Source organism: Butyricimonas paravirosa (assembly GCF_032878955.1).
Taxonomy (GTDB): domain Bacteria; phylum Bacteroidota; class Bacteroidia; order Bacteroidales; family Marinifilaceae; genus Butyricimonas; species Butyricimonas paravirosa.
Genome location: NZ_CP043839.1, coordinates 2,382,050 through 2,407,313, shown reverse-complemented (window position 1 = coordinate 2,407,313; position 25,264 = coordinate 2,382,050). Strand labels below are relative to the sequence as shown.

The 25,264-nt window shown below is 44.1% G+C and carries 21 protein-coding genes and 2 tRNA genes; 20 read left to right on the top strand and 3 right to left on the bottom strand.

The annotated features are described in order from the left end of the window. Positions 1 to 3 precede the first annotated feature (3 nt). The 5 genes from F1644_RS10055 to F1644_RS10035 all read left to right on the top strand — a co-directional run bounded on the left by F1644_RS10055 (position 4) and on the right by F1644_RS10035 (position 6,241). The gene (locus F1644_RS10055) at positions 4 to 1,410 is read left to right on the top strand and encodes a thioredoxin family protein (RefSeq protein WP_087421456.1); all 1,407 of its coding nucleotides are present in this window, start codon (positions 4 to 6) and stop codon (positions 1,408 to 1,410) included. A gap of 26 nt (positions 1,411 to 1,436) precedes the next feature. After that, the gene (locus F1644_RS10050; RefSeq protein ID WP_087421457.1) at positions 1,437 to 2,678 is read left to right on the top strand and encodes a thioredoxin family protein; all 1,242 of its coding nucleotides are present in this window, start codon (positions 1,437 to 1,439) and stop codon (positions 2,676 to 2,678) included. Positions 2,679 to 2,724: 46 nt separating this feature from the next. Next, a complete protein-coding gene (locus tag F1644_RS10045; protein WP_087421458.1) occupies positions 2,725 to 3,843 on the top strand; it encodes a TlpA disulfide reductase family protein in 1,119 nt (372 codons plus the stop codon). A 15-nt stretch (positions 3,844 to 3,858) separates the two neighbouring features. After that, the gene (locus F1644_RS10040; protein WP_118303870.1) at positions 3,859 to 5,247 is read left to right on the top strand and encodes a thioredoxin family protein; all 1,389 of its coding nucleotides are present in this window, start codon (positions 3,859 to 3,861) and stop codon (positions 5,245 to 5,247) included. Positions 5,248 to 5,704: 457 nt separating this feature from the next. Beyond that, the gene (locus F1644_RS10035; RefSeq protein WP_118304026.1) at positions 5,705 to 6,241 is read left to right on the top strand and encodes a GNAT family N-acetyltransferase; all 537 of its coding nucleotides are present in this window, start codon (positions 5,705 to 5,707) and stop codon (positions 6,239 to 6,241) included. A 60-nt stretch (positions 6,242 to 6,301) separates the two neighbouring features. Here the strand turns inward: F1644_RS10035 and F1644_RS10030 are convergent. Together F1644_RS10030 and F1644_RS10025 are read right to left on the bottom strand one after the other, a co-directional pair. Next, positions 6,302 to 6,386 (bottom strand) — tRNA-Leu (locus F1644_RS10030). Positions 6,387 to 6,390: 4 nt separating this feature from the next. Further along, positions 6,391 to 6,466 (bottom strand) — tRNA-Gly (locus F1644_RS10025). A gap of 288 nt (positions 6,467 to 6,754) precedes the next feature. Between F1644_RS10025 and F1644_RS10020 the strand changes: the two genes are divergently transcribed. From F1644_RS10020 to F1644_RS09975, 10 genes are all read left to right on the top strand, one after another. Next, positions 6,755 to 7,621 carry a cell division protein FtsX gene (locus F1644_RS10020; RefSeq protein WP_087421461.1) on the top strand — a complete coding sequence of 289 codons (867 nt, stop codon included), beginning with the start codon at positions 6,755 to 6,757 and terminating at the stop codon, positions 7,619 to 7,621. Positions 7,622 to 7,631: 10 nt separating this feature from the next. Continuing rightward, positions 7,632 to 7,895 (top strand): DUF3098 domain-containing protein, encoded by a 264-nt coding sequence (locus F1644_RS10015; protein WP_027200463.1) that lies wholly within the window; start codon positions 7,632 to 7,634, stop codon positions 7,893 to 7,895. Between the two features lie 68 nt (positions 7,896 to 7,963). Beyond that, entirely contained in the window at positions 7,964 to 8,752 is a 789-nt protein-coding gene (locus F1644_RS10010; RefSeq protein WP_118303872.1) for an undecaprenyl-diphosphate phosphatase, read from the top strand. Next, positions 8,752 to 9,468, top strand: coding sequence for a tRNA pseudouridine(55) synthase TruB (gene truB, locus F1644_RS10005; protein WP_087421463.1), 717 nt, complete (start codon positions 8,752 to 8,754; stop codon positions 9,466 to 9,468). The genes F1644_RS10010 and truB overlap by 1 nt, the downstream gene beginning before the upstream one ends. A 38-nt stretch (positions 9,469 to 9,506) precedes the next feature. Next, positions 9,507 to 10,556: a tRNA preQ1(34) S-adenosylmethionine ribosyltransferase-isomerase QueA gene (queA, locus tag F1644_RS10000; RefSeq protein WP_027200460.1), complete on the top strand. Its 1,050-nt coding sequence runs from the start codon at positions 9,507 to 9,509 to the stop codon at positions 10,554 to 10,556. Positions 10,557 to 10,626: 70 nt separating this feature from the next. Further along, on the top strand, positions 10,627 to 13,932 hold the full coding sequence (mfd, locus tag F1644_RS09995; protein ID WP_118303874.1) for a transcription-repair coupling factor: 3,306 nt from the start codon (positions 10,627 to 10,629) through the stop codon (positions 13,930 to 13,932). 3 nt (positions 13,933 to 13,935) lie between these two features. Beyond that, positions 13,936 to 14,673 (top strand): type III pantothenate kinase, encoded by a 738-nt coding sequence (locus F1644_RS09990; protein WP_118303876.1) that lies wholly within the window; start codon positions 13,936 to 13,938, stop codon positions 14,671 to 14,673. 122 nt (positions 14,674 to 14,795) lie between these two features. Beyond that, positions 14,796 to 16,115, top strand: coding sequence for a tetratricopeptide repeat protein (locus F1644_RS09985; RefSeq protein ID WP_229782402.1), 1,320 nt, complete (start codon positions 14,796 to 14,798; stop codon positions 16,113 to 16,115). A 4-nt stretch (positions 16,116 to 16,119) separates the two neighbouring features. After that, a complete protein-coding gene (lptC, locus tag F1644_RS09980) occupies positions 16,120 to 16,692 on the top strand; it encodes an LPS export ABC transporter periplasmic protein LptC (protein ID WP_087421467.1) in 573 nt (190 codons plus the stop codon). Next, positions 16,693 to 17,943, top strand: a complete 1,251-nt coding sequence (locus F1644_RS09975) for a hemolysin family protein (RefSeq protein WP_087421468.1) — start codon at positions 16,693 to 16,695, stop codon at positions 17,941 to 17,943. A 14-nt stretch (positions 17,944 to 17,957) separates the two neighbouring features. Here the strand turns inward: F1644_RS09975 and F1644_RS09970 are convergent, their stop codons facing one another. Next, the gene (locus F1644_RS09970; RefSeq protein ID WP_118303880.1) at positions 17,958 to 19,037 is read right to left on the bottom strand and encodes a mannose-1-phosphate guanylyltransferase; all 1,080 of its coding nucleotides are present in this window, start codon (positions 19,035 to 19,037) and stop codon (positions 17,958 to 17,960) included. A 138-nt stretch (positions 19,038 to 19,175) separates the two neighbouring features. Between F1644_RS09970 and F1644_RS09965 the strand changes: the two genes are divergently transcribed. The 5 genes from F1644_RS09965 to F1644_RS09945 are packed head-to-tail and all read left to right on the top strand — an operon-like array spanning position 19,176 to position 25,243. Next, positions 19,176 to 19,913 (top strand): MlaE family ABC transporter permease, encoded by a 738-nt coding sequence (locus tag F1644_RS09965; RefSeq protein WP_087421470.1) that lies wholly within the window; start codon positions 19,176 to 19,178, stop codon positions 19,911 to 19,913. Next, on the top strand, positions 19,913 to 20,683 hold the full coding sequence (locus F1644_RS09960) for an ABC transporter ATP-binding protein (protein ID WP_087421471.1): 771 nt from the start codon (positions 19,913 to 19,915) through the stop codon (positions 20,681 to 20,683). Before F1644_RS09965 ends, F1644_RS09960 begins: the two co-directional genes overlap by 1 nt. A gap of 20 nt (positions 20,684 to 20,703) precedes the next feature. Next, positions 20,704 to 21,621, top strand: coding sequence for a DUF4296 domain-containing protein (locus F1644_RS09955; protein ID WP_118303882.1), 918 nt, complete (start codon positions 20,704 to 20,706; stop codon positions 21,619 to 21,621). Between the two features lie 13 nt (positions 21,622 to 21,634). Continuing rightward, positions 21,635 to 21,967: a hypothetical protein gene (locus tag F1644_RS09950; protein WP_118303884.1), complete on the top strand. Its 333-nt coding sequence runs from the start codon at positions 21,635 to 21,637 to the stop codon at positions 21,965 to 21,967. Positions 21,968 to 21,991: 24 nt separating this feature from the next. Next, positions 21,992 to 25,243 carry a S41 family peptidase gene (locus F1644_RS09945; protein WP_118303886.1) on the top strand — a complete coding sequence of 1,084 codons (3,252 nt, stop codon included), beginning with the start codon at positions 21,992 to 21,994 and terminating at the stop codon, positions 25,241 to 25,243. Positions 25,244 to 25,264 lie beyond the last annotated feature (21 nt).

Genomic DNA, 25,264 nt, shown 5'->3' with positions numbered 1-25,264 from the left:
AAGATGAAAAAATTAGTATTGTTAGTGACGATTTTAATCACTGGTTTAACCGTGTTTTCACAGGGGATCGACTTCCAAAAGGGGCGTTATGCAGAGGTACTGGAAATGGCGAAAAAACAGAATAAACTGGTATTTATAGATATATATACCTCATGGTGTGGACCTTGTAAGCACATGGCGGATAATGTATTCCCGCAAGCTAAAGTCGGCGAATATTATAACGCTCATTTTTTGAATTTGCAATTGGATGCAGAAAAGAGTGAAGACGGGAAAATGGTTGCGAAAACATTTGGAGTATCTGCTTATCCCACGTTCCTTTTTGTTAATGGGGACGGGGAATTGGTTTATCGTTTCCTGGGCGGTAAAACCGTGGATATGTTTATCAAGGAAGGCGAGAAGGCCGTGGATGCGTTTGCCGCACAACCGGAATTGAAGAAATACATGAAAAAATACGAGGAAGGCAACCGGGATAAAGAATTTTTGAATCAGTATTTTATATTGAAAGACAAATCCGGATTGGATTGTAGCGATGTATTACTTGATTATTTTGCATTGGTGGACGATGCTCATTTATTGGATTCTGTCAATGTTCCTCGTATTGCCAAAATCACGGTTTTCGACAAGAAATTAGCCAACCGCTTGGTGGATGCGGCTTGTGCGGAGGCTGTCAATCCGGCGAAGGACAAAAAACATTCTACTGCCGTGAATAAAGCGATTTGTACTTTCTTGAGTGCTAGCGTTCAAAAGACGGCACAAGCCGATCAAGAGGAAAACTTTGAGGAAGTGCTGGCTTTGAAAGATCGTTTATTTAAGGCGACGGGAGGTAAGGATAGTGCCACGGCGGCTTCATTGGGGGGAGGAAATATCTATATCCCTTCTGAATTACTACGTTTAAATTATTATTCGGCTAAAAAGAAACTGGATAAGTTTAATCAGCTTTTTATCAGTTATATAGCGGAACTTCAGAAAAAATATGAGGAAACTCATAAGGAGAAAATTGCCATGCTAAAGGCCATGGAGGCTAAGTTGAAAGAGGCAAAAGAAAGTGGGAATGAAGAGGAATATCAGGCAGCGAGAAAACTGAACGCGATGATGTTCGCTTTTTCAAGTATCGATGATTACTATACTTCAACGAGTATGGTTGAGAACGTGGAACGTTACGAGGAGATATATACAGGAGAGAAAGATGCGGCATACAAGGATCGGGTTGCCGGTTGGTACGTGTTTTTACATCAGTTGAGCCCTTCCGCAAAGACGGCGGCATACGTGGCCGATAAGTTATTGGCCTTGGATAAAAAGGAACAAGCGAAAGAAGTTTTGACCTTGGGATTGAAAGATGGAAGTTCAGCGGCCGGGGTCGAAGAGAGTGACGTGAAAGCTTGTCAGGCAAAATTGGATGAATTAAAATAATAGCATATTTGTAAATAGGATTGATTATGAAAAAGATTGGATTTATAGTACAATTTTTATGTTTGGCCTTGTTTTCGTTCGGGCAGTCGGCCGGAGACGGGATTCGTTTTATCGAAGGCGAGAAATGGGAAAATGTCTTGAAAATGGCTCAAGAGCAGGACAAATATATCTTTATGGATTGCTATACCTCTTGGTGTGGCCCGTGCAAGGCTTTAGCCAAAGATATTTTTACTCGCAAAGACGTGGGCGACTTTTTTAACGCGAATTTCATCAACGTGAAATACGATATGGAAAAGGGTGTGGGGAAAGATCTGTATAAACAATATAAATCCAATATTATTGGTTTCCCGACACTCTTGTTAATTAATAAGGAAGGAAAAGTTATGCATCAAATGGCGGGATTCCAAGAGGCAGATGTATTGATTGCCGGGATGAAAGCGGGTAAGGAAGGTAAAAGTTTGTTTGCTTGTCGTGATAGGTACGAGGCAGGAGAACGGGACTTGGCGTTTCTGAAAGAATATGTTGCCGCGTTGGAAGGAGCCTTCTTGAAAGATGACATCGAGAAAATCGTACTTGATTACATGAATACGATACCTGTGGAAAAATTGCAGGAAAAAGAAATCTGGGATTTTGTGGGGGCTTTTATCAAAAACCCTTATTCTCCGCAATTTGACTACGTGATTTTCAATATAGACCGTTTGGCTCATAAAGTGAAATTTGATCGCTATAACGTGGAGAGACAATTAAGTTGGGCGCTGGAAAAAGCAGTAGATCGAGTGGTTGAAATTAAATTTGATGAGAATGGGGTTCCCTTGCGTTTGGTTGCCGAGCAAGGAAAAATAGATACTTTGTTACGTTTGATTGACCGCGGGAATTTGAAACGTGCAGAAACGTATCGTGCCAAAATAAAGATTTATGAATTGGAGTTGGCTCAAAAGTGGAATGAAGTATACGAAAGCCAGATGATGTATCGTGACATCAAGGCTTTGGGTTATTCTGATCGTGATTTGGATGAAACGGCTCGATACCTTGTGGCATATTGTCAAGATAAGGGCATAATAGAGAAGTACTTGGTTTTAATTGAAGGTTTGCAGAAAGAAGAAGATAAGGGAAGTGCTAAACTAAAATCTAATTATTACGGAACTCTTTCTGTTTTGCATGCTAAACTTGGCAATAATGCAAAGGCAAAAGAATTCAAAAAGATGGACGAGAAAATCAGAGCCGAGAAAGCGAAAGAGTTCGAGTCATTTTTGAAAAAATCAGAATAAATATAAACGATACTTGATTTAAAAATGTTAAAATAATTCCGGAAGTATGAGAAAAATTATCAGTGGATTATTGATAGGCTTGTTGTTCATGGGGTGTGCCAAACAAGAGACAACTTATACCATTCAAGGAGAGTGGGAAGGTGGAGATGGAAAAGTAGTCTATTTAAAAAAGGACTTGGGAGACAAAAAATATGAGATATTGGATTCCGCTATCGTGGCAAACGGTAGTTTTAAAATGCAAAAGCCGCTTGGAGACGTGGATGAGCGGATTTTGGAAATAAATGGTAGTACGAATATCGTTATTTTGGACTCTATTCCAATTCATGTAAAATGCATAACCGTGAAAAAAACGGTCAAGGGAAAAGAGATTGAGAATGTCAGAGCAGAAATATCGGGGAGCGTGGAGCAGGATATTTTTAAAACAATGCTGTTAGCACAGCGGGATGAGATGTTGATGATGCTGGGACTTTCCTTCATGGGTAGAGATGAGAATACGAGTGCTGCCATGCAGGACTCTTTAATACAGATGTATACGGCTATGAAGGAGAAAACCGTGCGGACGATTGACAGCTTGGTTACAAATTATCCCGATTGCCATGCAACTGCGTTGATTATTAATAATTTCGTGATCAAGGATAGAGATTTGGCGGAAGTTGAAAAAATGTATGAAGGTTTGACTCCCCGTATCAAAAATGCTTATTTAGGACGTAAATTGAAAACATCAATAGATAATATTAAAAAAACATCCATCGGTAGTGTTGCCCCGGATTTCACCTTACAAGCTCCGGACGGAAAGGATGTTTCTTTATCTGATTATCGTGGGAAGATCGTTTTGCTTGATTTCTGGGCATCCTGGTGCGGTCCTTGCTTGCGTGAAGTTCCCAATGTGAAGAAAGTATATGACAAGTTTCATGATAAAGGATTTGAAATACTGAGCGTGTCACTGGATGATAAAAAGGATAATTGGGTAAATGCGATTGAAAAGAACGATTTGAATTGGGGACATGTTTCTTCCTTGAAGGGATGGAGTTGTCCGGTGGCAAAATTGTATAACGTGAGCGGGGTTCCGGCTATGTTATTGATTGACAAGGAAGGGAAAATTGTCGCTACCAAATTGCGGGGAGATCTGTTGATGGAAAAAGTTGCAGAACAATTTGGAGAATAACGATTGATAGAAATAATGAGAAGAATATTTTTAACAATAGTCGTTTTGCTTTTCTCATGGAATGTTTTTTCACAGGGGATTCAGTTCGAAACCGGTAGCTGGAAAGAGGTTTTACAGAAAGCAAAACAGGAGAATAAACTGATCTTTGTAGACCTGTACACGACGTGGTGCGGTCCTTGTAAGAAAATGGCTGCGGAGACTTTTCCCCAGCAGGTCGTGGGGGATTACTTCAACAAAAATTTCGTCAATTACAAGATTGACGCGGAGAAAGGTGAAGGACCGGAACTAGCGGGTAAGTACGAGGTTTCGGCTTACCCGACGTTGGTTTTCGTGAATGCTGCAGGCGAGTTGGTGTATAAGTTTATGGGAGTCCGTACAGCCGATAAACTTATCGCTGAAGGAGAGAAAGCTGTGCGTTTGTACGCGCTGGCTCCCCGTATTGCGGCAATGGAGAAGGAATACGAACAAGGAAAACGGGGAAAAGTTTTCCTAGGAGAGTATTATGCTTTATTGAAAGAGTCCGGGGCAGGCGGTGGCATTGTCCTGAACGAGTACTTGAAATGCCTCTCTGATGGGGAGTTGTTGTTGGAGGAGAACGTGAGTAATATAGGTAATATTTCTACTTTTGATCCGGTTCTTTTTGATCGTTTGGTGAAGGGCATCAAGAAGGTCGAGGGCGAAAACAAGAAGTTGGGTAATCGTTTGAATGCATCCGTGATGAAGAGCTTGAGCGCTTGTTTTGCCACTTGCGTGAAAGAGAAGGATGAAAAGGCGTTAGAAGGAATTCTTGGCGTGAAGGCCGGGTTGGGAAATCTGGAGAATGGAATGTCTGCCATGATGGGTGGCGGTAAATCTTATCTTCCGGCAGAGCAGTTGCGTTTGGATTTCTATTCGAACAACCGTCTGGACGATAAATTCAAGACGTTGATGAACGAGTATATGATTGCCCAGCAGCAAGAGAATAGCATTGATTCCCTGAGAAAAACGGAAGAGATAACAAACCAGCATTTTAAGATGCTGATTGATTCAGCTAAAATGAAGAATGATTCAACCGCGATTGTGAGTATAAAGAAGACGATGGGTATGGCGAGTTTGTTTGGCGGGGTGAAGTATAAACTATTGTCCTCTTTCGTGATCAGTGCTACCCGTCATTACTGGAAGATTACCGATCAGCAGAATGTAGGAGAGAAAAAGAAATGTATCGATTGGGTAAATTATGCTTATCAGTTGGATCGAACTCCGGCGACGGCTTGGGGATGTGCGGATCTCATGGAAGAGATCGGGGACAAACAGGGGGCGAAGAGGCTCTTGATTGATGTGTTGGAAGTTATTAAAAATAACTCGCTAAGTGATGCTGAGCCGAAGGATATTCAATCTGTAAAGGAACGTGTGGAAAAAATGTAGCATGTGTTTTATTTGAAATAGGCTATTGTAGTATAGTACAGAACTGCCTCCAAAAAGTGAACAAAAAACTTTCAGGGGCAGTTTGTTTTTGAGCCAATTTTAGTGCCAGATGAGAATAACGAAATTGGCTTAATGCTGGCATAGGTTTGCTTGGGTTTACGGCAAACTTTTTCAGGGTAATATACGGTGTTTACCCGTTGCATATTCGATGTACTTAGGGGTTAAAGACGTATCAACTTCGTTACAAAGACGTATCAAAGACGTCCACGAACGTCTTTGATACGTCTTTGGTAGATCTTTAATCTGTGATTATCTGGTAATTATCTTAAGTGTTCATCCTTTCTTCATTTGATAACAGGGGGTAATACATATTGTTGTTATGATCGATTATTTTATCGGGTACGATTTATTTGTTGAGGGAAATATTTTTTTGGTATTTTTGCCTGAAAATAGAAGAATGAGAAACGTGTTATTAGAAACGGGACGGTTGGTTCTAAGAAAGTTAGAACAGGGTGATTTTGACGAGGTGTGTAAATTGTTGCAGGATCCCGTGGTGATGTATGCTTACGAGGGCGCTTTTAGCGATCAGGAAGTTCAGGCATGGTTGGATAAGATGTTTCGGCGGTACGAGGATGACGGTTTTGCCCTGTGGGCGGTCATAGAGAAAAGCAGTGGCGAGCTTATCGGACAATGTGGTATTACGTACCAGGAATATAACGGGAATAGGGTGCCGGAAGTTGGTTATTTATTCCGAAAAGAGTTTTGGCATAAAGGATTTGCCACAGAGGCGGTCATTGCTTGTAAGGAGTACGCTTTTCAAGAGTTGAATTTTGACGAGGTTTATTCCATTATTCGGGATTCGAACGTGGCATCCCAAAACGTGGCTCGGCGGAATGGAATGGTGGAGGTCGATACTCTTGTCAAACACTACCGGGGTGTCGAGATGCCACATATCGTTTTTAGGGTATCGAGAGGGAATAATTTAAAAAAGTGATTAGAGTTTTCTGGATAAAATAAAAGGAGTTAGTGATTACTAACTCCTTAATATTCCGTGTACTCGAGGCGGGACTTGAACCCGCACAGCCGCAATGGCCACGGGATTTTAAGTCCCGCGTGTCTACCGATTCCACCACTCGAGCAACTTGGAGCGAAAAACGGGACTCGAACCCGCGACCCTAACCTTGGCAAGGTTATGCTCTACCAACTGAGCTATTTTCGCATGATTGCTTGCAAAATTTTCAAGGAACGCTTTCCTTTTTTGCGATTGCAAATATAGAGCATTTTTTGTTTTCAGCAAAGGGTTTGATAAGAAAATGCAAAGGATTTTTTTAATTCATTTCTTGAAAACTGTTTTTCATGCAGTTACTAAAGGGGAAAAGAGGTGAATGTTGGAGAACGGGAGGGCGAATGGGGGCTAGTGGAGATGTGATTTTGCGATTTTTTTTTAGAAATGGGTTGTTCTCGGGTGTAGAATGATTATATTTGTCAAGTTTTTAAGACAGAAAAAATGTCGCGGACAGAAAGTAGAAAGGGAAAAAGTGCTTATTTTGTTCCCACAATCAGTATTTCTCTGGTATTGATTGTGGTCGGTATGCTTGTATTTATTTTATTGAATGCTCGGGCGGTTTCGGATCACGTGAAACGGAATATCGGTTTTGCCGTGATCGTGAAGGATAACACGAATGAGGTGGAGATCAAGCGGGTGCAAAAGATTTTGGATACCCAACCTTACGTTTACACTTCGAAGTATATTACCAAAGAACAGGCGGCGAAGTCTTTCAAGAAAGAGATGGGAGAGGATTTTGAACGGATATTGGGAGCTAATCCTTTGTTGCCTTCCATTGAGATCAAATTGAATCCGGCATACGCGAATAACGATTCGCTGGCGATGATAGAGAAAGGATTAGCAAGATTTGATATTATTCACGAGGTATATTACCAGAAATCCATGATCGAGAGTATTAACGAAAACATACGGCGGATCACGATTATCTTTTTGATTGTCGGGGCGGTGTTGGTGTTGATTTCGTTCACGTTGATTCGTAACATGATTCATTTGGCGGTTTACTCGCAGCGACTGTTGATCAAGACGATGCAGTTGGTGGGGGCTACTCCGTTTTTTATATGCAAGCCTTTCGTGTACGGGAGTATGTGGAGAGGGTTCTTCGGGGCTCTGATCGCTAACTTGGTGTTGCTGGGTGCGATATTTTTCGTGCAGGAGAACGTGGGGAACGTGATTAATATTATGCGGCAGGACGTGATCCTGTTGATGGTGGGTTTCGTGATCCTTTCCGGGGTGGTGTTGTCATTTTTCTCGGCTTGGTTCTCGGTACGTCGTTATTTGCGGCGGGATTTGAATGATTTATACGTGTAAATAAAAATATATGGCAAGAATTTTAAACGAAAAAAAAGACGGTTTTCCTATACCGAAGGATAATTACAAGATGATCCTGATCGGTTTCGGGATCGTTATAGTGGGTTTCCTCTTGATGATGGGAGGGGGAGCGGATTCGCCCGATACATTTAATTATGACATTTTTAGTTTTCGCCGGATCACGTTAGCGCCCATCGTGGTGTTATTCGGTTTTGGTTTCGTTTTCTGGGGTATCATGCGGAAACCCAAAACGAAGGGAGAGGAGAAAAATTAAATATTAATGTAATTGAATATTGACGTGCGTGCATTTTCAATTTTCAATTCTCAATTTTCAATTCATAGATGGAGTGGTTTGAGGCATTGGTGCTTGGTATCATCCAGGGGCTTACAGAATTTTTGCCGGTGAGTAGTTCCGGGCATTTACAGATTTTTAGCGCTCTTTTCGGGTTAGAAGGAGAGGAGAATTTAACGTTTGCCGTGGCGGTTCATGCTGCGACGGTTTGTAGTACGATCGTGATTTTGTGGAAGGAAGTGTCCGTGTTGTTCAAGGGCTTTTTCACGTTCAAGTATAATGATGAGATGGCCTACGTGCTAAAGATATTTCTTTCCATGATACCGGTGGCTATCGTGGGATTTTGTTTCAAGGATTACGTGGAGGCGTTATTTGGTTCGGGATTGACGGTCGTGGGGTGTATGTTGCTGGTAACGGCGGTGTTGTTGTCGTTCGCTTATTACGCTAAACCCCGGGTGAAAGAGAAAATCTCGTATCGGGATGCGTTCGTGATCGGATTGGCGCAAGCATGTGCCGTGTTGCCTGGCTTGTCTCGTTCCGGTTCGACTATTGCTACCGGGATATTGTTGGGTAACAAGAAGGAGGCGGTGGCCAAGTTCTCTTTTTTGATGGTATTGATTCCTATTCTGGGGGAGGCTTTTCTGGATCTGATGAAAGGCGGGTTCTCGGCAGAAGCAAGTGGTATTTCGACCGTATCACTATTGGTTGGATTTGCGGCAGCTTTTATCTCGGGATGTATTGCTTGTCGCTGGATGATTAATATCGTGAAAAAGGGTAAGTTGATTTGGTTCGCTCTTTATTGCGCTATTGCGGGTATATTGACGATTGTTTTAGGATAATGAGCAAGTGGGGTAATATTTTTTTTAGAGAAGGAGAGGATTTTCGGGCAGGAGCGGTGTTCGTGGTCGATAAGCCATTGCGCTGGACATCGTTTGACGTGGTGAACAAAGTTCGTATTTGCTTGAGAAAAGGATACGGGAAGATAAAAGTGGGGCACGCAGGGACGTTGGATCCTTTGGCATCGGGTGTGGTGATTATTTGTGTGGGGAAGGAGACAAAGAAGATCGAGGAGTATATGGGGCAGGAGAAAGAGTACGTGGCGGAAATTACTTTCGGACATACGACTCCTTCTTATGATTTGGAGACATCTTTTGACGAAGAGTTTTCGTATGAACAAGTGGATCGAGCCTGTTTGGAGCGGGCGGTCCAGCAGTTTATCGGGGAGATTGAACAGTTCCCGCCTTCTTATTCGGCCGTCCGTGTTGACGGGGTCCGGGCGTACGAGATGGCTCGCCGAGGGGACGAGGTGGAGATGAAGAGCCGGAAGGTGATGGTTCGGGAGATTGAAATATTGAAAGTGGAACTTCCAATAGTGGAACTCCGGATCGTGTGTAGCAAGGGGACGTACATCCGTTCGCTGGCTCATGATCTGGGAAAAGCCTGCGGGAGCGGTTCGCATCTGTCAGCTCTAAGAAGAACCCGTGTAGGAGACTTCCGGGTGGAAGATGGGTTTAAAATGGATGAAATTATTGGAGTTTTACAGGAAAATTTGTAATTTAGCAAGATTTGATTAATATATAAACATTATTCAACATGAAATTATCTAAGTTTAAATATAAGTTGCCGCCGGAGTTGATTGCGTTACATCCGACGCCTAACCGGGATGAAGCCCGGTTGATGGTTCTGGATCGGAAAACCGGGAAGATTGAACACAAGGTATTTAAAGATGTGATTGATTATTTTGATGAAAAGGATGTGTTCGTTTTTAACGATTCCAAGGTGTTCCCGGCGAGGTTATATGGAAACAAGGAAAAAACCGGGGCGGAGATCGAGGTGTTTTTGCTGAGAGAGTTGAACCCGGAATTGCGTATCTGGGATGTACTGGTTGATCCGGCTCGGAAAATACGTATCGGGAATAAGTTGTATTTCGGTGAAGATGATAGCATGGTGGCAGAGGTCATTGATAATACCACTTCTCGCGGGAGAACTTTACGTTTCTTGTTCGATGGTGAATATGACGAGTTCAAGAAGGAATTGTATGCGTTGGGCGAAACCCCGCTTCCTCGTTTTATTAACCGGAAGGTGGAACCGGAGGATGCCGAGAATTACCAAACTATTTTTGCCCGGCATGAAGGTGCGGTGGCAGCCCCGACTGCGGGTATGCATTTTAGCCGCGAGTTGATGAAACGGATGGAGATTAAGGGGATTGATTTCGCTTATATCACGTTACACGTCGGTTTGGGGAACTTCCGGGAGGTGGATGTAGAGGATTTGACGAAACACAAGATGGATTCGGAACAAATCTTCGTGACACCGGAAACGGTGAAAATCGTGAATGACGCAAAAGATGAAAAGCATAAAATTTGTGCCGTGGGTACGACGGTGGTACGTACGTTGGAGAGCTGTGTGACCACGAAAGGACGGTTGACCGAGTTTGAAGGGTGGACGAACAAGTTTATCTTTCCCCCGTATGATTTCAGCGTGCCGGATGCTTTCATTTCCAATTTTCATTTGCCTTATTCAACGTTATTGATGATGGTGGCGGCCTTCGGTGGGTATGAACACGTCATGGAAGCGTATAATCAGGCGGTTAAGGAGAAATATCGTTTTGGTACTTATGGCGATGCCATGCTTATCATTTAAAATATAGAACCTGAGGGTTGAAGACGGTATGCTGAAAGGTATGCCGTTTTTTTGATAAAGGGACAAAGATTTGGAAGCAAAAGAGTTATTAGATTTATTTCAAGATCATCCTGTTGTTCAGAAAATTGCCAATCGGCTGCGTAAGCAGACGAGGACAAAGATAAAGTTGGAGAACGGGATCGGTTCGCTCGTGGCTTTTATTGCGGCCGCTGTGGGACGGGAAATGAAGGGATTACAGCTTTTCGTGTTGAACGACAAGGAGGAGGCAGCTTATTTCTACAATGATTTGTTGACGTTTTATGACGAGGAGAACGTGCGTTTTCTGCCTTCCTCGTTTCGGCGTTCCGGTAATTTTGAAGATAAAGATAACGATTCAATCCTGGTTCGAACAGAGGTGCTGAATGCCTTGACGGCAAAGGAGGTAGGGATGGTGGTCACTTACACGGAGGCGATGGCCGAGAAGGTGGTGAGCAAGAAGATGTTGGCCGATATGTCGATGCCTGTGATCAAGGGTAACAAGCTGTCGATAACGTTTTTGGAGTCGTTGTTGGGAGAGTACGGTTTCGAACGGAATGATTTCGTGTATGAACCCGGTCAGTTTTCTATCCGGGGAAGTATCGTGGATGTCTATTCTTTCGCGGAAGAACGTCCGGTACGAATAGATTTTTTCGGGGACGAGGTGGAAAGTATTCGTTATTTCGATGTGGAAACACAGCTTTCCGAGCAGTTGATTGACAAGGTGGTGATCGTACCCGATTTGAGTGAGTCAACGGATAAGAATGATAACGTGGGATTGACCGAGTTTCTTGGGAAAGAGGCCACTTGGTGGATGAAAAATTCCTTGTTGATTCATGACCGCATGAATTCGTTAAAAGAGCTGGATGCCGGGGAGTTCCTAATCACGTCGGATAGTTTGTTCCGGACGATCGAGGGGAACAGTGTGGTGGAGTGGGGACCGGAGTTGTTTTTCCGGGGTGAGGTGATTCGCTTGGAGGCGGAGGTGCAACCGGCCGTGAACAAGCAGTTCGATTTGCTGGCAGAGCATTTGCTAGACAAGCAGATGGATCGCTACACGGTTTATCTTTGTTCTACGAACGATATGCAGCTCCAGCGATTGCGGGATATTTTCTCGGACAAGGGGCATGAGGTGAATTTTGTCCCCGTGGAGGGAACGATTCACGAGGGGTTCAGTGATGCCCAGATCAAGGTGTGTATTTACACGGAGCATCAGATTTTCGATCGTTACCAGAAATACCGTTTGAAGACTTCGCAGATCCGGAAAGGGCGGGAGTCCATCACGATCAGCGAGTTGCAGAACCTGCATCCAGGTGATTACGTAGTGCATATAGATCACGGGATCGGGCGTTTCGGTGGGTTGACGAAGATTGATAATGACGGGAAGATTCAGGAGGCCATACGTTTGGTATATAAGAATAATTCCGAATTGTACGTGAGTCTCCATTCATTGCATAAAATTTCCAAGTATAAGGGGAAGGATGGTGAACCGCCAACCGTGAGTAAGTTGGGCGGGGAGGCCTGGAATAAATTAAAACAGCGAACCAAGTCGAGGGTAAAGGATATTGCCCGGGAGTTAATAGCCCTGTATGCCAAACGCAGGCGGGAGGAGGCTTATGCATTCTCGAAAGATAGTTTCTTGCAGGACGAGATGGAGGCATCCTTTATGTACGAGGAAACGCCGGATCAGATGAAGGCGATCGAGGCGGTGAAAGCGGACATGGAGAGTCCTCACGTGATGGATCGTCTGGTTTGCGGGGACGTGGGATTCGGAAAAACGGAAGTCGCTATTCGTGCGGCATTCAAGGCGGTGGCTGATAGTAAGCAGGTGGCCGTGTTAGTGCCGACGACGGTTTTGGCTTATCAACATTATAATACTTTCAAGAAACGTCTGGAGGGGATGCCTTGCCGGATCGAGTATATCAGTCGGATGAAAAAGAGTGCCGATATTAAGCGGATTTTGAAAGATTTGGAAACGGGGAAGGTGGATATTATCATCGGGACGCATCGTTTGACAAGTAATGATATAAAATTTAAGGACCTCGGTTTGCTAGTGATTGATGAGGAGCAGAAGTTTGGGGTGGCGGTGAAGGAGAAGTTGAAACGTTTGAAATTGAACGTGGATACTATTACTATGACGGCGACACCGATCCCGCGGACGTTGCAATTTTCGTTGATGGGGGCGAGGGATATGTCGATTATCCGTACGGCCCCGCCTAATCGTTACCCGATCGTGACGGAGTTACATCGTTTTGACGAGAAAGTGATTAAGGATGCGATTTCTTACGAGGTGAGCCGTGGGGGACAGGTGTTTTTTATTCATAACCGGGTGGATAATATCCGGGATATTCAATATATGATTCATCGTCTGATTCCCGGCATCAAGAGTTGCGTGGGACACGGGCAGATGGGCGGGGAGGAGTTGGAGACGGTGATGCATGATTTCGTGCGGGGAGATTACGACGTGTTGATTGCCACGACGATCGTGGAGTCGGGGTTGGATATTCCTAATGCGAATACTATTATTATTAATCAGGCCCAGAATTACGGGTTGAGTGATTTACACCAGTTGCGGGGACGGGTGGGACGTTCCAACCGGAAGGCTTTTTGTTATTTGCTGGCCCCGCCTTTGGAATTAGTGAATGCGGATGCCCGGAGGCGGTTGAAAGCGATCGAGGATTTCAGCGGCTTGGGGAGTGGGTTCAATATTGCCATGCAGGATTTGGATATTCGTGGGGCCGGGAATATTTTAGGGGGAGAGCAATCCGGTTTTATTGCAGAAGTGGGGTACGAGACCTATCAAAGAATTCTGAACGAGGCGTTAGTGGAATTGAGGGACGAGGAATTCCCCGAATTACAGAAGGAGCATCCGGATGAGCCGATGGCGTTCGCCACGGATTGCGTGATCGACACGGATTTTGCTTTGTTGATTCCCGATACTTACGTGGAGAACGTGAGCGAACGAATCCGCTTGTACCGGGAGTTGGATAATATTGCGAACGAAGAGGCTTTGCAGCGTTTCGAGATAGAGATGAAAGACCGTTTTGGCGAGATTCCGGCTTCGGTTGGCGGGTTGATGGAAGTGGTCCGAATTCGTCAGAGATGTATAGACTTGGGAATCGAGCGGTTGATGGTGAAGAATAACAAGATGATTGTTTATTTTATCAGTGATCAGAATTCGCCATTCTATGCCTCTCCCGTGTTTAGCGAGTTATTGAAATTTATACAGAAACAGGTGATCCCTTGCAAGATCAGCGAAAAGAATGATAAGTTGAGTCTGGTTTTCACGAGTATTGTCGATATTAATCGGGTATCGGAAATTACGCGGGAGATGCGGGACTTTGCTTATGGTAATAATTAAGCTATGAATCTAATTGTTGATATTGGAAATACACGAACCAAGTACGCCGTTTTTGACGAGGGCGATTGGGTGGAGTGTGGATTGGGATTACCGGAAGTATATGATCTGGCGACGACTTACCGAAAAAGCGGGAAGGAAGTAAACTTGATTTTGTCAAGCACGGGAGCTATCTCGGCGGAAGTTCGGGAAAGATTGCGTGAGGTTTCCACTTTCTTTTGTGAAGTGTCGTCGGAAATCCCTTTGCCGATACGCTTGGGATATGATACCCCGAAGACCTTGGGTGTTGACCGGATTGCCGGTTGTGTGGGCGGGGCATTCCTTTTTCCGGGCCGGGAGTTGCTGGTGATTGATTCCGGTACGGCGATCACGTATGATTTTGTCAGTGCGGACGGGGAGTTCCGGGGAGGGAATATTTCTCCGGGGCTAGGTATTCGTTTCCGAGCGCTAAACGAGTTTACTGCGAGTCTTCCGTTGGTGAAGTGTTCCATGGAACACGGGTATGTCGGGAAGAACACGCATGATGCAATTTTGAACGGGGTGATGAATGGTATACTTTTTGAAGTAAGAGGGTATATAGATGAGTTGCTCCGAAATAATCCCCATGCTGCGGTAATTATAACGGGTGGCGGAAGTGAATATCTGAGAAAAACGTTGAAACGGACGGTTTTTTTTGAAGACAAGTTAGTGATCACTGGTTTAAACAGAATTTTAGAATACCAAAAAACGGTTAATTATACATGAAAAATATGTGAAACATTTCCGTTTTAAAGAAATAGTGGTAATTTTGCGATAGTCCTCACGTGGGTGGACTGGCTATGATGAAAAAAAACTTATTCGAACTAACTTAAATAAAAGGGATGACCATGAAAAAGATTGCTGTTATAGCATTTGGGATGTTTCTATTCATTCTACCGACAAAAGCGCAAACGTTGGAGTCTCAGTACGGATTGGATAGTGCGAATACCATTCTGAATGCTTCTCTGTACACGGAATACTGGAAACAGAAAAATTACGAAGAAGCGTTACCCTCTTGGAGATACGTTTTCTTGAACGCACCTGCATTTCAATTAAATACCTATATCCGGGGGGAAGATATTATTGAGTTCATGATCCAGAAGACGAAAAAGAAGGAGTATGTGGATACTTTAATGATGGTTTTCGATCGTCGTCTTCAATATATGGGAAAAAGGAGCCGTGAAGGATATGTTCTTGGGAAAAAAGGTATGGCTCAAGTGAAATATTCCAATGGGGATATTAATATGTTGAAAGCCGGGTTTGATAATTTGATGAGATCGTATGAATTGGAAGGAGAAGGTACTCCGGCACAGTTGATCCATGCCACTTTTGAAGTGGGTTGTGGGTTGGTACAACAAAATCAGTTATCTCAGGAGGAATTTATTAATTTGTACATGAAATTCTCTGATTTTGCGGACAAACGTTTGGCATCGGGTGAAAAAGGATGTGATAATTTTGCCGTATGTAAATCTGCATTGGATGCCATTTTCTTCGAGTCCGGGTATGCTGATTGTAATACATTGGCCGGTTTGTTGAATCAGAAATACGAGGCGAATAAAGATAGCTTGTCTGTTTTGAAAGAAATTTCTTCTATCTTAAGAAGACGAGAATGTACGGATTTACCGTTGTACGCCACGGTTGCCGAGAAGATTTATCAGCAGGAACCGAGTGCCGATGCTGCTTACAGTTTGGCTATGATGTTCTTTTCAAAACAAGATATTGCGAAATTCGAGCAATATTTGAAGGAGGCTATTGATAAATCAGATGATCCGAAAGCTAAAGCAGATTATAATTACAAGCTGGCACAGGTGTATTTGTCAAAGAAGAATTATCCGTCAGCCAAAAAATATGCTTTGGATGCTTTGAAGACAAACCCGAATATGGGTGATGCTTACATCACGATAGGTTTGGCTTATGCGGTAAGTAGCAATGACTATGAAGGAGACGAGTTCGACAAACGTACCGTATTCTGGGCTGCCGTGGATAAGTTTGTGAAAGCTAAACAAGTTGATCCATCAGTAGCAGGAAAGGCTAACGAATATATTGAACGGTATTCTCCTCACTTCCCGACGAAGGACGAGGCTTTCTTCCGTGATATTACGGCAGGGAAAAGCGTGAAAGTCGGTGGATGGATTAACGAGACAACGACTGCCAGATTTAGAGATTAGATACATGACATTTCTATATCGTGCATTAAAAATAAAAAGCATTACCGTCCTTGCTTTAGGGACGGTAATGCTCTTTTCGTGTAAAACGAATATGAAGGATGTGGATGCGATTGGGAACCGGAACGGTATGCCTGAAATGTCCGGGGAGAACATGGAGTTATTTTATTCCGATTCCGCATTGCTGAAGTATAAAGTAATAACGCCCCTTTATAATAAGTATAACCAGGATGACAAGAAATATGATGAATTTCCGAAAGGGATTCATGCGGAGTTGTACGAGAAGGACGGTAGCATGGTCGGTTCCATTACCTCGAAATATGCGAAAAAATTGGAAGACGAAATGCTGTGGGAGTTGCGTAACGAGGTCGTCGTGATCAATGCCGAGGGGAAGAAGTTGGAAACCGATCTGATGTTCTGGGATATGAAAAAAGAGATCGTTTATTCCGATCGCTATTCCCGGCTCACTTCCGGGGACCAGATTATAGAGGGGAATAAAGGTTTCAAGTCGGATCAATCCTTGAAAAACCCGGTCTTTAACAAGATTACGGGGGTGGTAGAAATTGAAAATAAACCTTAAATGTCAGGATTTGTTGCCATATTGATCTGTTTGGTCTTGTCTGCATTCTTTTCGGGTATGGAAATTGCCTTTATGGCCTCCAATAAACTTCGGATAGAGATAGATAAATCGAACAAGGGTATCACGCAGAAGTTAATCGATCTTTTTGTTTCCAATTCGGGAATGTATATCACCACGATTCTGGTAGGGAATAACGTGGTGATGGTTATTTACGGTATCTTTATGTCCGATTATCTCGATCCTAGGTTGGAGGGTGTCGGGATTTCGCTGGGATTGCGAATGATTCTCGTGACGTTGATCTCTACGTTGATCATGCTGGTGACGGGAGAGTTTTTCCCGAAAGCGGTGTTCCGTTTGAGGCCGAATGTGTTTTTACGAGTATTCGCTATTCCGGTATTTTTGTTTTATATCCTGTTTTTCCCGATCTCGTATTTCTCCGTGTGGTTCGGGGGATTGTTGCTGAGGATATTTACCGGACGCAAACTGACGCATAAAGAGGAAAACCGGGCTTTTGGCAAGATAGATTTAAATAATCTGATAGAAGAGGGTGAGACCGGGGGAGAAGAAAATGAAGACGAACACGATATTAAATTGTTCCGGAATGCGTTGGATTTTTCGGAAGTGAAATTGAGGGAATGTATTGTTCCCCGTCCGGATATTGTGGCCTTATCGATAGATGGCAGTCTGGATGAGTTGAGGGAACTATTTGTGAAAACGGGGTTGTCCCGGATATTGATTTACCGGGATTCGATTGATAACGTGATCGGTTATGTACATTCATCCGCCTTGTTTCATCATCCCGAAACCGTGAAGAAAGCGGTGAGCAAAATATTGATTGTTCCCGAAACTATGTCGGCCTTGAGGTTGTTGAATCTTTTCACGAAGGAACAGAAAAGCGTGGCGGTCGTGGTTGATGAATTTGGGATAACGGCCGGGATGGTTACGATTGAAGATATTATGGAGGAGATATTCGGGGAGATCGAGGATGAGCATGACCGTTTGAATCTGAAAGAAGAACAGGTCGCTCCCGATGAATATATTTTCTCCGGCCGTCTTGAAGTGGATTATCTGAATGAAAAATATGATTTGAATCTTCCGGAGAACGAGGAGTACGAGACTTTGGCCGGGTTGATTCTTTATTACAATGAGGATATTCCGGAAGAGGGGGAACGGATCTCTATTGAGGATATATCTTTTGAAATTGTGAGTGTCAAGAGCGCCCGGATAGAGGAGGTTCGGGTAAAGATATAAAAAGAAAAGGAGCTTTAATTAAGCTCCTTTGTTGTATGTTTTAGCATATCGTCGAAATGTCGGATATTATCCTCGTGATCCCGGTGGCAGATCATTAAAATATCATTGTTTTCCGCGATAATGCAATTCTCGATCCCTTCAATAATGACTTTCTTGTCTTGGGGAACGTTAATAATACATTCTTTTGTTTCGATTAAGCGGACTTGTTCGCTGTTGGATACATTGTTATTCTCGTCTTTCGGGCTGATTTCATGGAACGAGTGCCACGTGCCGACATCGGACCAACCGAACTCACCTTTCATGACATAGACTTTCGCGGACTTCTCCATGATACCGAAGTCGATGGAAATATTACGGCATTGTCCGTAGATATGAGCGATATTTTCGGGAGAATCCGGGTCCTCCACATTTTTATATTCCTGCTCGAACAATAAATACATATCTTCGAGGTATGTTTTGAACTCTTCGATAATATCTTCTACTTTCCAGATAAAAATTCCGGCATTCCAAAGGAAATCACCCGATTCCAAAAAGACTTTTGCCAGTTCCTTGTCCGGTTTTTCGGTGAACGTTTTAACTTTGGATATGAATTCGGAGAACTTGTTTTTCTTGATCTGGATATACCCGTAGCCTGTTTCCGGTCGGGTTGGTTTGATACCGATGGTGAGTAATCCGCCGAACTGTTCAACGAAAGAAATCCCTTTCTGAATGTTATCGAGATAGACTGCGTCATTGGTGATAAAATGGTCGGAAGGGACAACTACCATACTTGCGTGCGGGTTAACCCGGGCAATCCGGTAGGCCGCGTAAGCCACGCATGGGGCGGTGTTCTTGCCGAAAGGTTCTTTCAGAATATTCTCGGAAGGAATTTCCGGGATTTGCTGTTTAGTCAGCTCTTCGTAGGCGGTACCTGTAACAATGAATATATTTTGGGTATCAAAGATTTGATTTGCTCTTTCAAAGGTTTGACGGAGGAAGCTTTTCCCGACATTTAAGATGTCACAAAATTGTTTCGGACAGGCTTTCGTACTCACGGGCCAGAAACGTTTTCCGAGACCGCCGGCCATTATAACGCAATATGAGTTCTTATTCATCTTATTTAGTTATACATTTAAAATTAAATTCATCTTATTGTTGTCGAAATTAGTAATAAATCCGTGAATAATTTCTATTTTTACGATAAAATTTGAGACAGGGTTTACAGGAGGGTATTATTTAAGGAGTTAGTATAGATGAAAGTATTAGATAAGATAGGAGCTTACATATTATTCATGGGGCGTATCTTCACGAAACCTGAGAAGAAGAAAGTTTATTTAAAAGAATTGACTAACGAGTTGGAGAAGTTGGGGTTGAATTCCGTTATGTTGGTGATGATTATTTCTTTCTTTATCGGGGCGGTGTTGACGCTTCAAACGGCTTACAATATGTCGAGTCCCCTGCTACCTCGCTATCTGATTGGTTATTTGACCCGGGAGACGTTATTGCTGGAGTTCTCGTCGACGATCGTGAGCTTGATTCTGGCCGGAAAGATTGGGAGTAATATCGCATCCGAGATCGGTAGCATGAAAATCACGGAACAGATCGAGGCGTTGGAGGTGATGGGAGTGAATTCCGTTTCCTATTTGGTGGGGCCGAAGATTGCGGCGGCCTTGGTGGTAAATCCGGTTCTTTATATATTCAGCGTGTTTATCGGTATTATCGGGGGAATCCTTTCGGGATTGGCATCCGGGGTGGTAAACTATGATGATTATATACACGGGTTGCACTTTTCATTCAATCCTTATTACGTGACCTATTCTATTGTCAAAACTTTGTTTTTTGCCGTGATATTTACTTCTATTCCCGCCTTTTACGGGTATAACGTGCAGGGAGGGGCGCTGGAAGTCGGAAAGGCGAGTACGAAAGCCGTGGTGGATAGTAGTATTGCCATCCTGCTTGTGAACTTGATATTAACCAAAATATTATTGTAATGATACGGGCGGAAGGGGTATGTAAGTCATTTGATAAAAAAGAGGTGTTGACGGATATAGATGCCGTTTTCGAACCGGGAAAGGTAAATCTGATTATCGGGAAGAGTGGTTCTGGGAAGACCGTGTTATTGAAATCGTTGATTGGCTTGCACTCGATTGATAAAGGAAAGATATTCTACAATGACCGGGATATTACCGTGATGAATAACAAACAGATAAAGGAGATCCGGAAGGAGCTGGGAGTGGTTTTTCAAGGCGGGGCATTGTTTGATTCGCTTTCCGTGTTGGAGAACGTGAAGTTCCCGTTAAATCTGTTTTCCTCGATGACGGAAAAGGAGAAAACGGAGCGAGCTATTTTCTGCCTCAACCGGGTGAACCTGAATAACGTGGAAAATCTTTATCCCGCGGAGATCAGTGGAGGAATGAAAAAGCGTGTGGCTATTGCCCGGGCTATAGTTTTACAGCCTAAATACTTGTTTTGTGACGAGCCGAATTCCGGTTTGGACCCTTTGACCTCGATCGTGATTGATAATCTGTTGTCCGAGTTGACACATGAATATGATATGACCACGGTTATAAACACGCATGATATGAACTCGGTTTTCGAGATTGGGGAAAAGGTATTGTTTATCCATGAAGGACACAAAGAATGGGAGGGCAGTAACGAAGAGATCATGTACACGAACAACAAGGCGTTGAACGAATTCCTGTTCTCGTCGAAGTTGAACAGGATGGTGCGGGAGAAACTAGGAAAAAAGAGCGAGGAATAAATACTAAAAGTTTTAGCGATATGAAGCGTATTTTATGGGTGATATTGATTATTGCGGCGATAACGGCTTGTTCGAAGAAGGTCCCGTTGGACAAGGATCAATTCACATCTTTGTTGATTGATATGCACACGACGGATGGAATGTTGTCGGTCGCACGGGGTGATATACGAACCGAAAAAGACAATTATTTATATTATAATGACCTGTTTGAGAAATACGGGATTACACGGGAGGATTTTGATTCTTGCGTAACTTACTATTCCCTGCAATCAGCGTTATTCAATAAAATTTATGACGTGGTGATCGATACCTTGAGTCGTCGCCAGACGAAAATCATGCGGGAGTGGAAAGAGTTGACCGTGAATGATACGGTTAATCTGTTCCCGGGGTACACGATGATCGTGGCAGATACCATACGCTCGGATTCTACACAAGCTAAAGTCCGGAAGAAAGATTCTATCGTGTACGAAACACGTGTGGTGAAAGCCGATACGGTTTATTTTGACAAGCGAAATCAATTCGTGCTGGTGAAATTGGATAGCATTGTTCCCGGTATGTACAAATTTACCTCGACGATAAAATTGGAAAAATCCGACCGGGGAAAACGGAATTTCATACAGACTTATTTTCTGTCTGCCGATAATGACACGTTGAAAGTTCCGGATCAGTACGTGGGAGTCGACACGTTGCGCCCTTACAAGAAAGACTGGGAGTTCTACGTGGCGGATTCCAGCTACACGAAGTTATTCATGAAGATTCCCAAGAGTGACCGGGATACGAGGGTGAAAGTGAAGAAGTTGAATGATCGGGAAGGCTGCGTGTACAAAACCGAGATCTTTAAAACGTACGTGGCCCCGAACCGGGAGAAACAATTGAAAAAGGAATACGAACAGAGGAGACAGATGGAGCTTGAAAGGAAATCTGCAAAAAAGAAATAAGATCATATTCTGAATGAGAAAGATTGCGGCTAATTATATTTTGTTACCCGGATTTGAGTTCGTGAAGAATGGATATGTTGTTTTGAAGGGCGGGAAGGTGGTGGACGTGGTGAATACCGGAGGTGAGATCCGGGAAATTCCTTGTCTCGAATTCTATGGGGGAATGATTGTTGATGATTGTGTCCGACAGCATATCCAGTGGGTTCCCGGTGATCCGATTCGAGAGAAAATACTTCAATTATACCGGGAAAATGGAGCGTGTGGGAATAGCCTTGCCCTTATTCAAGGGGTTGATTTTACTCGTTTTATCTGGATGCCGGAATCCCGGATCGTATATTTGCGCTAAGTTAAATACCAAAATAAATGAAGGATGAATAAAATCGTATTGACTGTTACTTTTTTACTGGTTGCTTTTTTCGTTCAGGCGGGACCGCTTTGGATGCGTTATCCGAAGATTTCACCCGATGGAAAGCAAATTGCATTTAGTTATAAGGGGGATATTTATGTTGTCCCCGTGGAAGGTGGCGAGGCTCGCCAGTTGACCACGCATCCGGCGTATGAATCGTATCCCGTGTGGTCTCCGGATGGGAAACAGATTGCGTTCACGAGTGATCGGAATGGTAATTTCGATATTTTCGTGATGTCGGCCCGGGGAGGTGATGCCCGGCAAGTGACGACGAATTCAGCTAGGGAGATACCCTACACGTTTACCCCGGATGGAAAAGAAATTGTCTATGGGGCGCAAATGAGTGATCCCGCTCAGAGTGCTTTATTTCCGGCAGGTTCCATGACCGAATTGTATGCCATTTCGGTAAATGGGGGACGTCCTCGGCAGGTATTGGCAACCCCGGCAGAAGAGATTTGTTTCTTCAAATCGGGTGATGCATTCTTGTACCAAGATAAAAAAGGCGGGGAGAATGAATGGCGTAAACATCATACCTCTTCTATCACACGTGATATTTATCGCTATGATATGAAAAGCGGGAAACATACCCGTCTGATTGATCGGGCGGGGGAAGATCGTTCTCCCGTGTTGTCTCCGGACGAACAAAGGGTATATTTTCTGAGTGAGCGAGAGGGTTCGTTTAACGTGTACTCGTTCCCGGTGGCCGATCCTTCTGCCGTAAAGGCAGAGACCTCTTTCAAGACTCACCCGGTGCGTTTCTTGAGTATCGCGGGTAACGGGCGTTTGTGTTTTGGTTATGACGGTGAAATATACGTGAAAGATGCATCCGGAAGTCCCAAGAAAGTGAAAGTGGATATTATTGGTGACAATGCGAAAGATAATATTGCCTCGTTGCGTTTCACTTCCGGGGCAACTAGTGCGACTGTTTCGCCGGACGGGAAACAGGTGGCCATGATTATCCGGGGAGATGTATTCGTGACTTCTACCGATTACACGACGACAAAACAAGTTACCACGACTCCGGAGGGAGAGAAGTGGTTGAGCTTTGCTCCTGATAACCGGACGATCGCTTACGCTAGCGAGCGGGGAGGAAATTGGAATATCTACACGGCGAAGATTGCCCGTGAGGAAGAGGTGAATTTCCCGAATGCGACTTTAATCGAAGAGGAAGCTGTTCTTCCGGCTTCAACCAAAGAGCGGTTTGCCCCACAATTCTCTCCGGATGGAAAAGAGTTGGCCTTTATTGAGGACCGTACGAAATTGATGGTCGTTGATTTGAAGACGAAGAAAGTGCGGCAGGTGGCGGACGATAAATATCAATATCGCACGGGTGACGGTTTCTCGTATACATGGTCTCCGGACGGGAAATGGTTCGCGATGGAAATCATCGGGAATCGTCATGATCCGTATAGTGATATTGCTATCGTGAGTGCCGATGGGAAAGGGGAAATTGTAAACCTGACCAATAGCGGCTATTTTGATAGTAATCCCCGGTGGGTGTTGGATGGAAATGCCATCTTGTTTTCCAGTGAGCGTTACGGGATGCGTAACCATGCATCGTGGGGTTCTTTGCAGGATGTGATGATCGTGTTCATGAATCAGGATGCTTACGATAAATTCCGGTTGAACAAGGAAGATTACGAGTTACTGAAAGAGGAGGAGAAACGTATTGCCTCTCTGAAGAATAAAGAACAGAAAGAGGATCAGAAAGATAAGAAAGGTGAGACGAAACCTGCCGTGAAAGAGAAAAAGAATATCGAGGTCGAACTGCAAGGTATCGAGGACCGGGTGATGCGGTTAACGCCGAATTCTTCACAATTGGGAGATGCGATATTAAGTAAGAATGGTGACAAGCTTTATTACATGGCCTCTTTCGAGGGAGGTATGGATTTGTGGGTGAGCGATCTGCGTTCACGGAGTACCAAGGTGATGCATAAGTTGAACAGCGGTTGGGCGTCTTTGGAGATGGATAAGGACGGGAAAGATTTGTTCCTGTTGGGAGGACGTTCTATGCAGAAGATTAGTCTGGGTTCGGAGAGAAGAAGTCCGATTGCGTATTCTGCCGAAATGAAACTGGATCAGGCTGCCGAGCGGGCGTATATGTTTGATCGGGTACGTCGTCAGGAGGCCAAACGTTTCTACGAGAAGAATATGCATGGTGTGGATTGGGCAAAAATGACTAAGGCTTACGAGAAGTTTTTACCTTATATCAATAATAACTATGATTTCTCCGAGTTGTTGAGTGAGTTGTTGGGTGAGTTGAACGTTTCACACACCGGATCGGGTTACCGCCCCGGGTCAAGAGGTGAGGCGACTGCCGAACTGGGCCTCTTGTTGAACGTGAACTATGCAAAGGATGGGTTGCTAGTTGACGAGGTGTTGGAGAAAGGACCTTTTGATCATGTCCGTTCGAAGTTGAAAGCCGGAATGGTCATTGAGAAAATTGACGGGCGGGCGGTGAAAGCCGGGGAAGATTACTATCCCCTGCTGAGAGGCAAGTCCGGTAAACGTGTATTGTTCTCTATTTATGACCCCTCTACCAAGGAACGTTGGGATGAGGTGATCGAGCCGATTTCAAAGGGTACGATGAATGGGTTACTTTACCGGCGGTGGGTAAAACAAAGAGCTGCCGATGTGGATCGTTTGTCGGGAGGACGTTTGGGTTACGTGCATATTTCCAGCATGGACGATCCAAGTTTCCGTTCCGTGTATGCCGATATTCTGGGTAAATATAATGACCGGGAAGGAATTGTGATCGACACTCGTTTCAATGGTGGTGGCCGTTTGCACGAGGATATTGAGATTCTGTTCAGTGGTAAGAAATATTTCACGCAAGTCGTTCGGGGCCGGGAGGCTTGCGATATGCCAAGTCGTAGGTGGAATAAGCCTTCGATTATGGTGACCTGTGAGGCGAACTACTCGAACGCCCACGGAACGCCTTGGGTTTACCAACATCAAGGAATCGGTAAGGTTGTCGGAATGCCTGTGCCGGGAACCATGACGAGCGTGTCTTGGGAGACTTTGCAGGATCCGACGCTGTATTTCGGAATCCCGATCGTCGGTTATCGTTTACCGGACGGTAGCTATCTGGAGAATAAACAACTGGAACCGGACGTGAAGATTGCCAACTCTCCGGAGAAAATTATCAAGGGGGAAGACGAGCAATTGGAGACGGCGGTGAAGGAGTTGTTGAAAGAGATTGATTCGAAAAAATAGAAAGCTGAGAGCGACAATCCT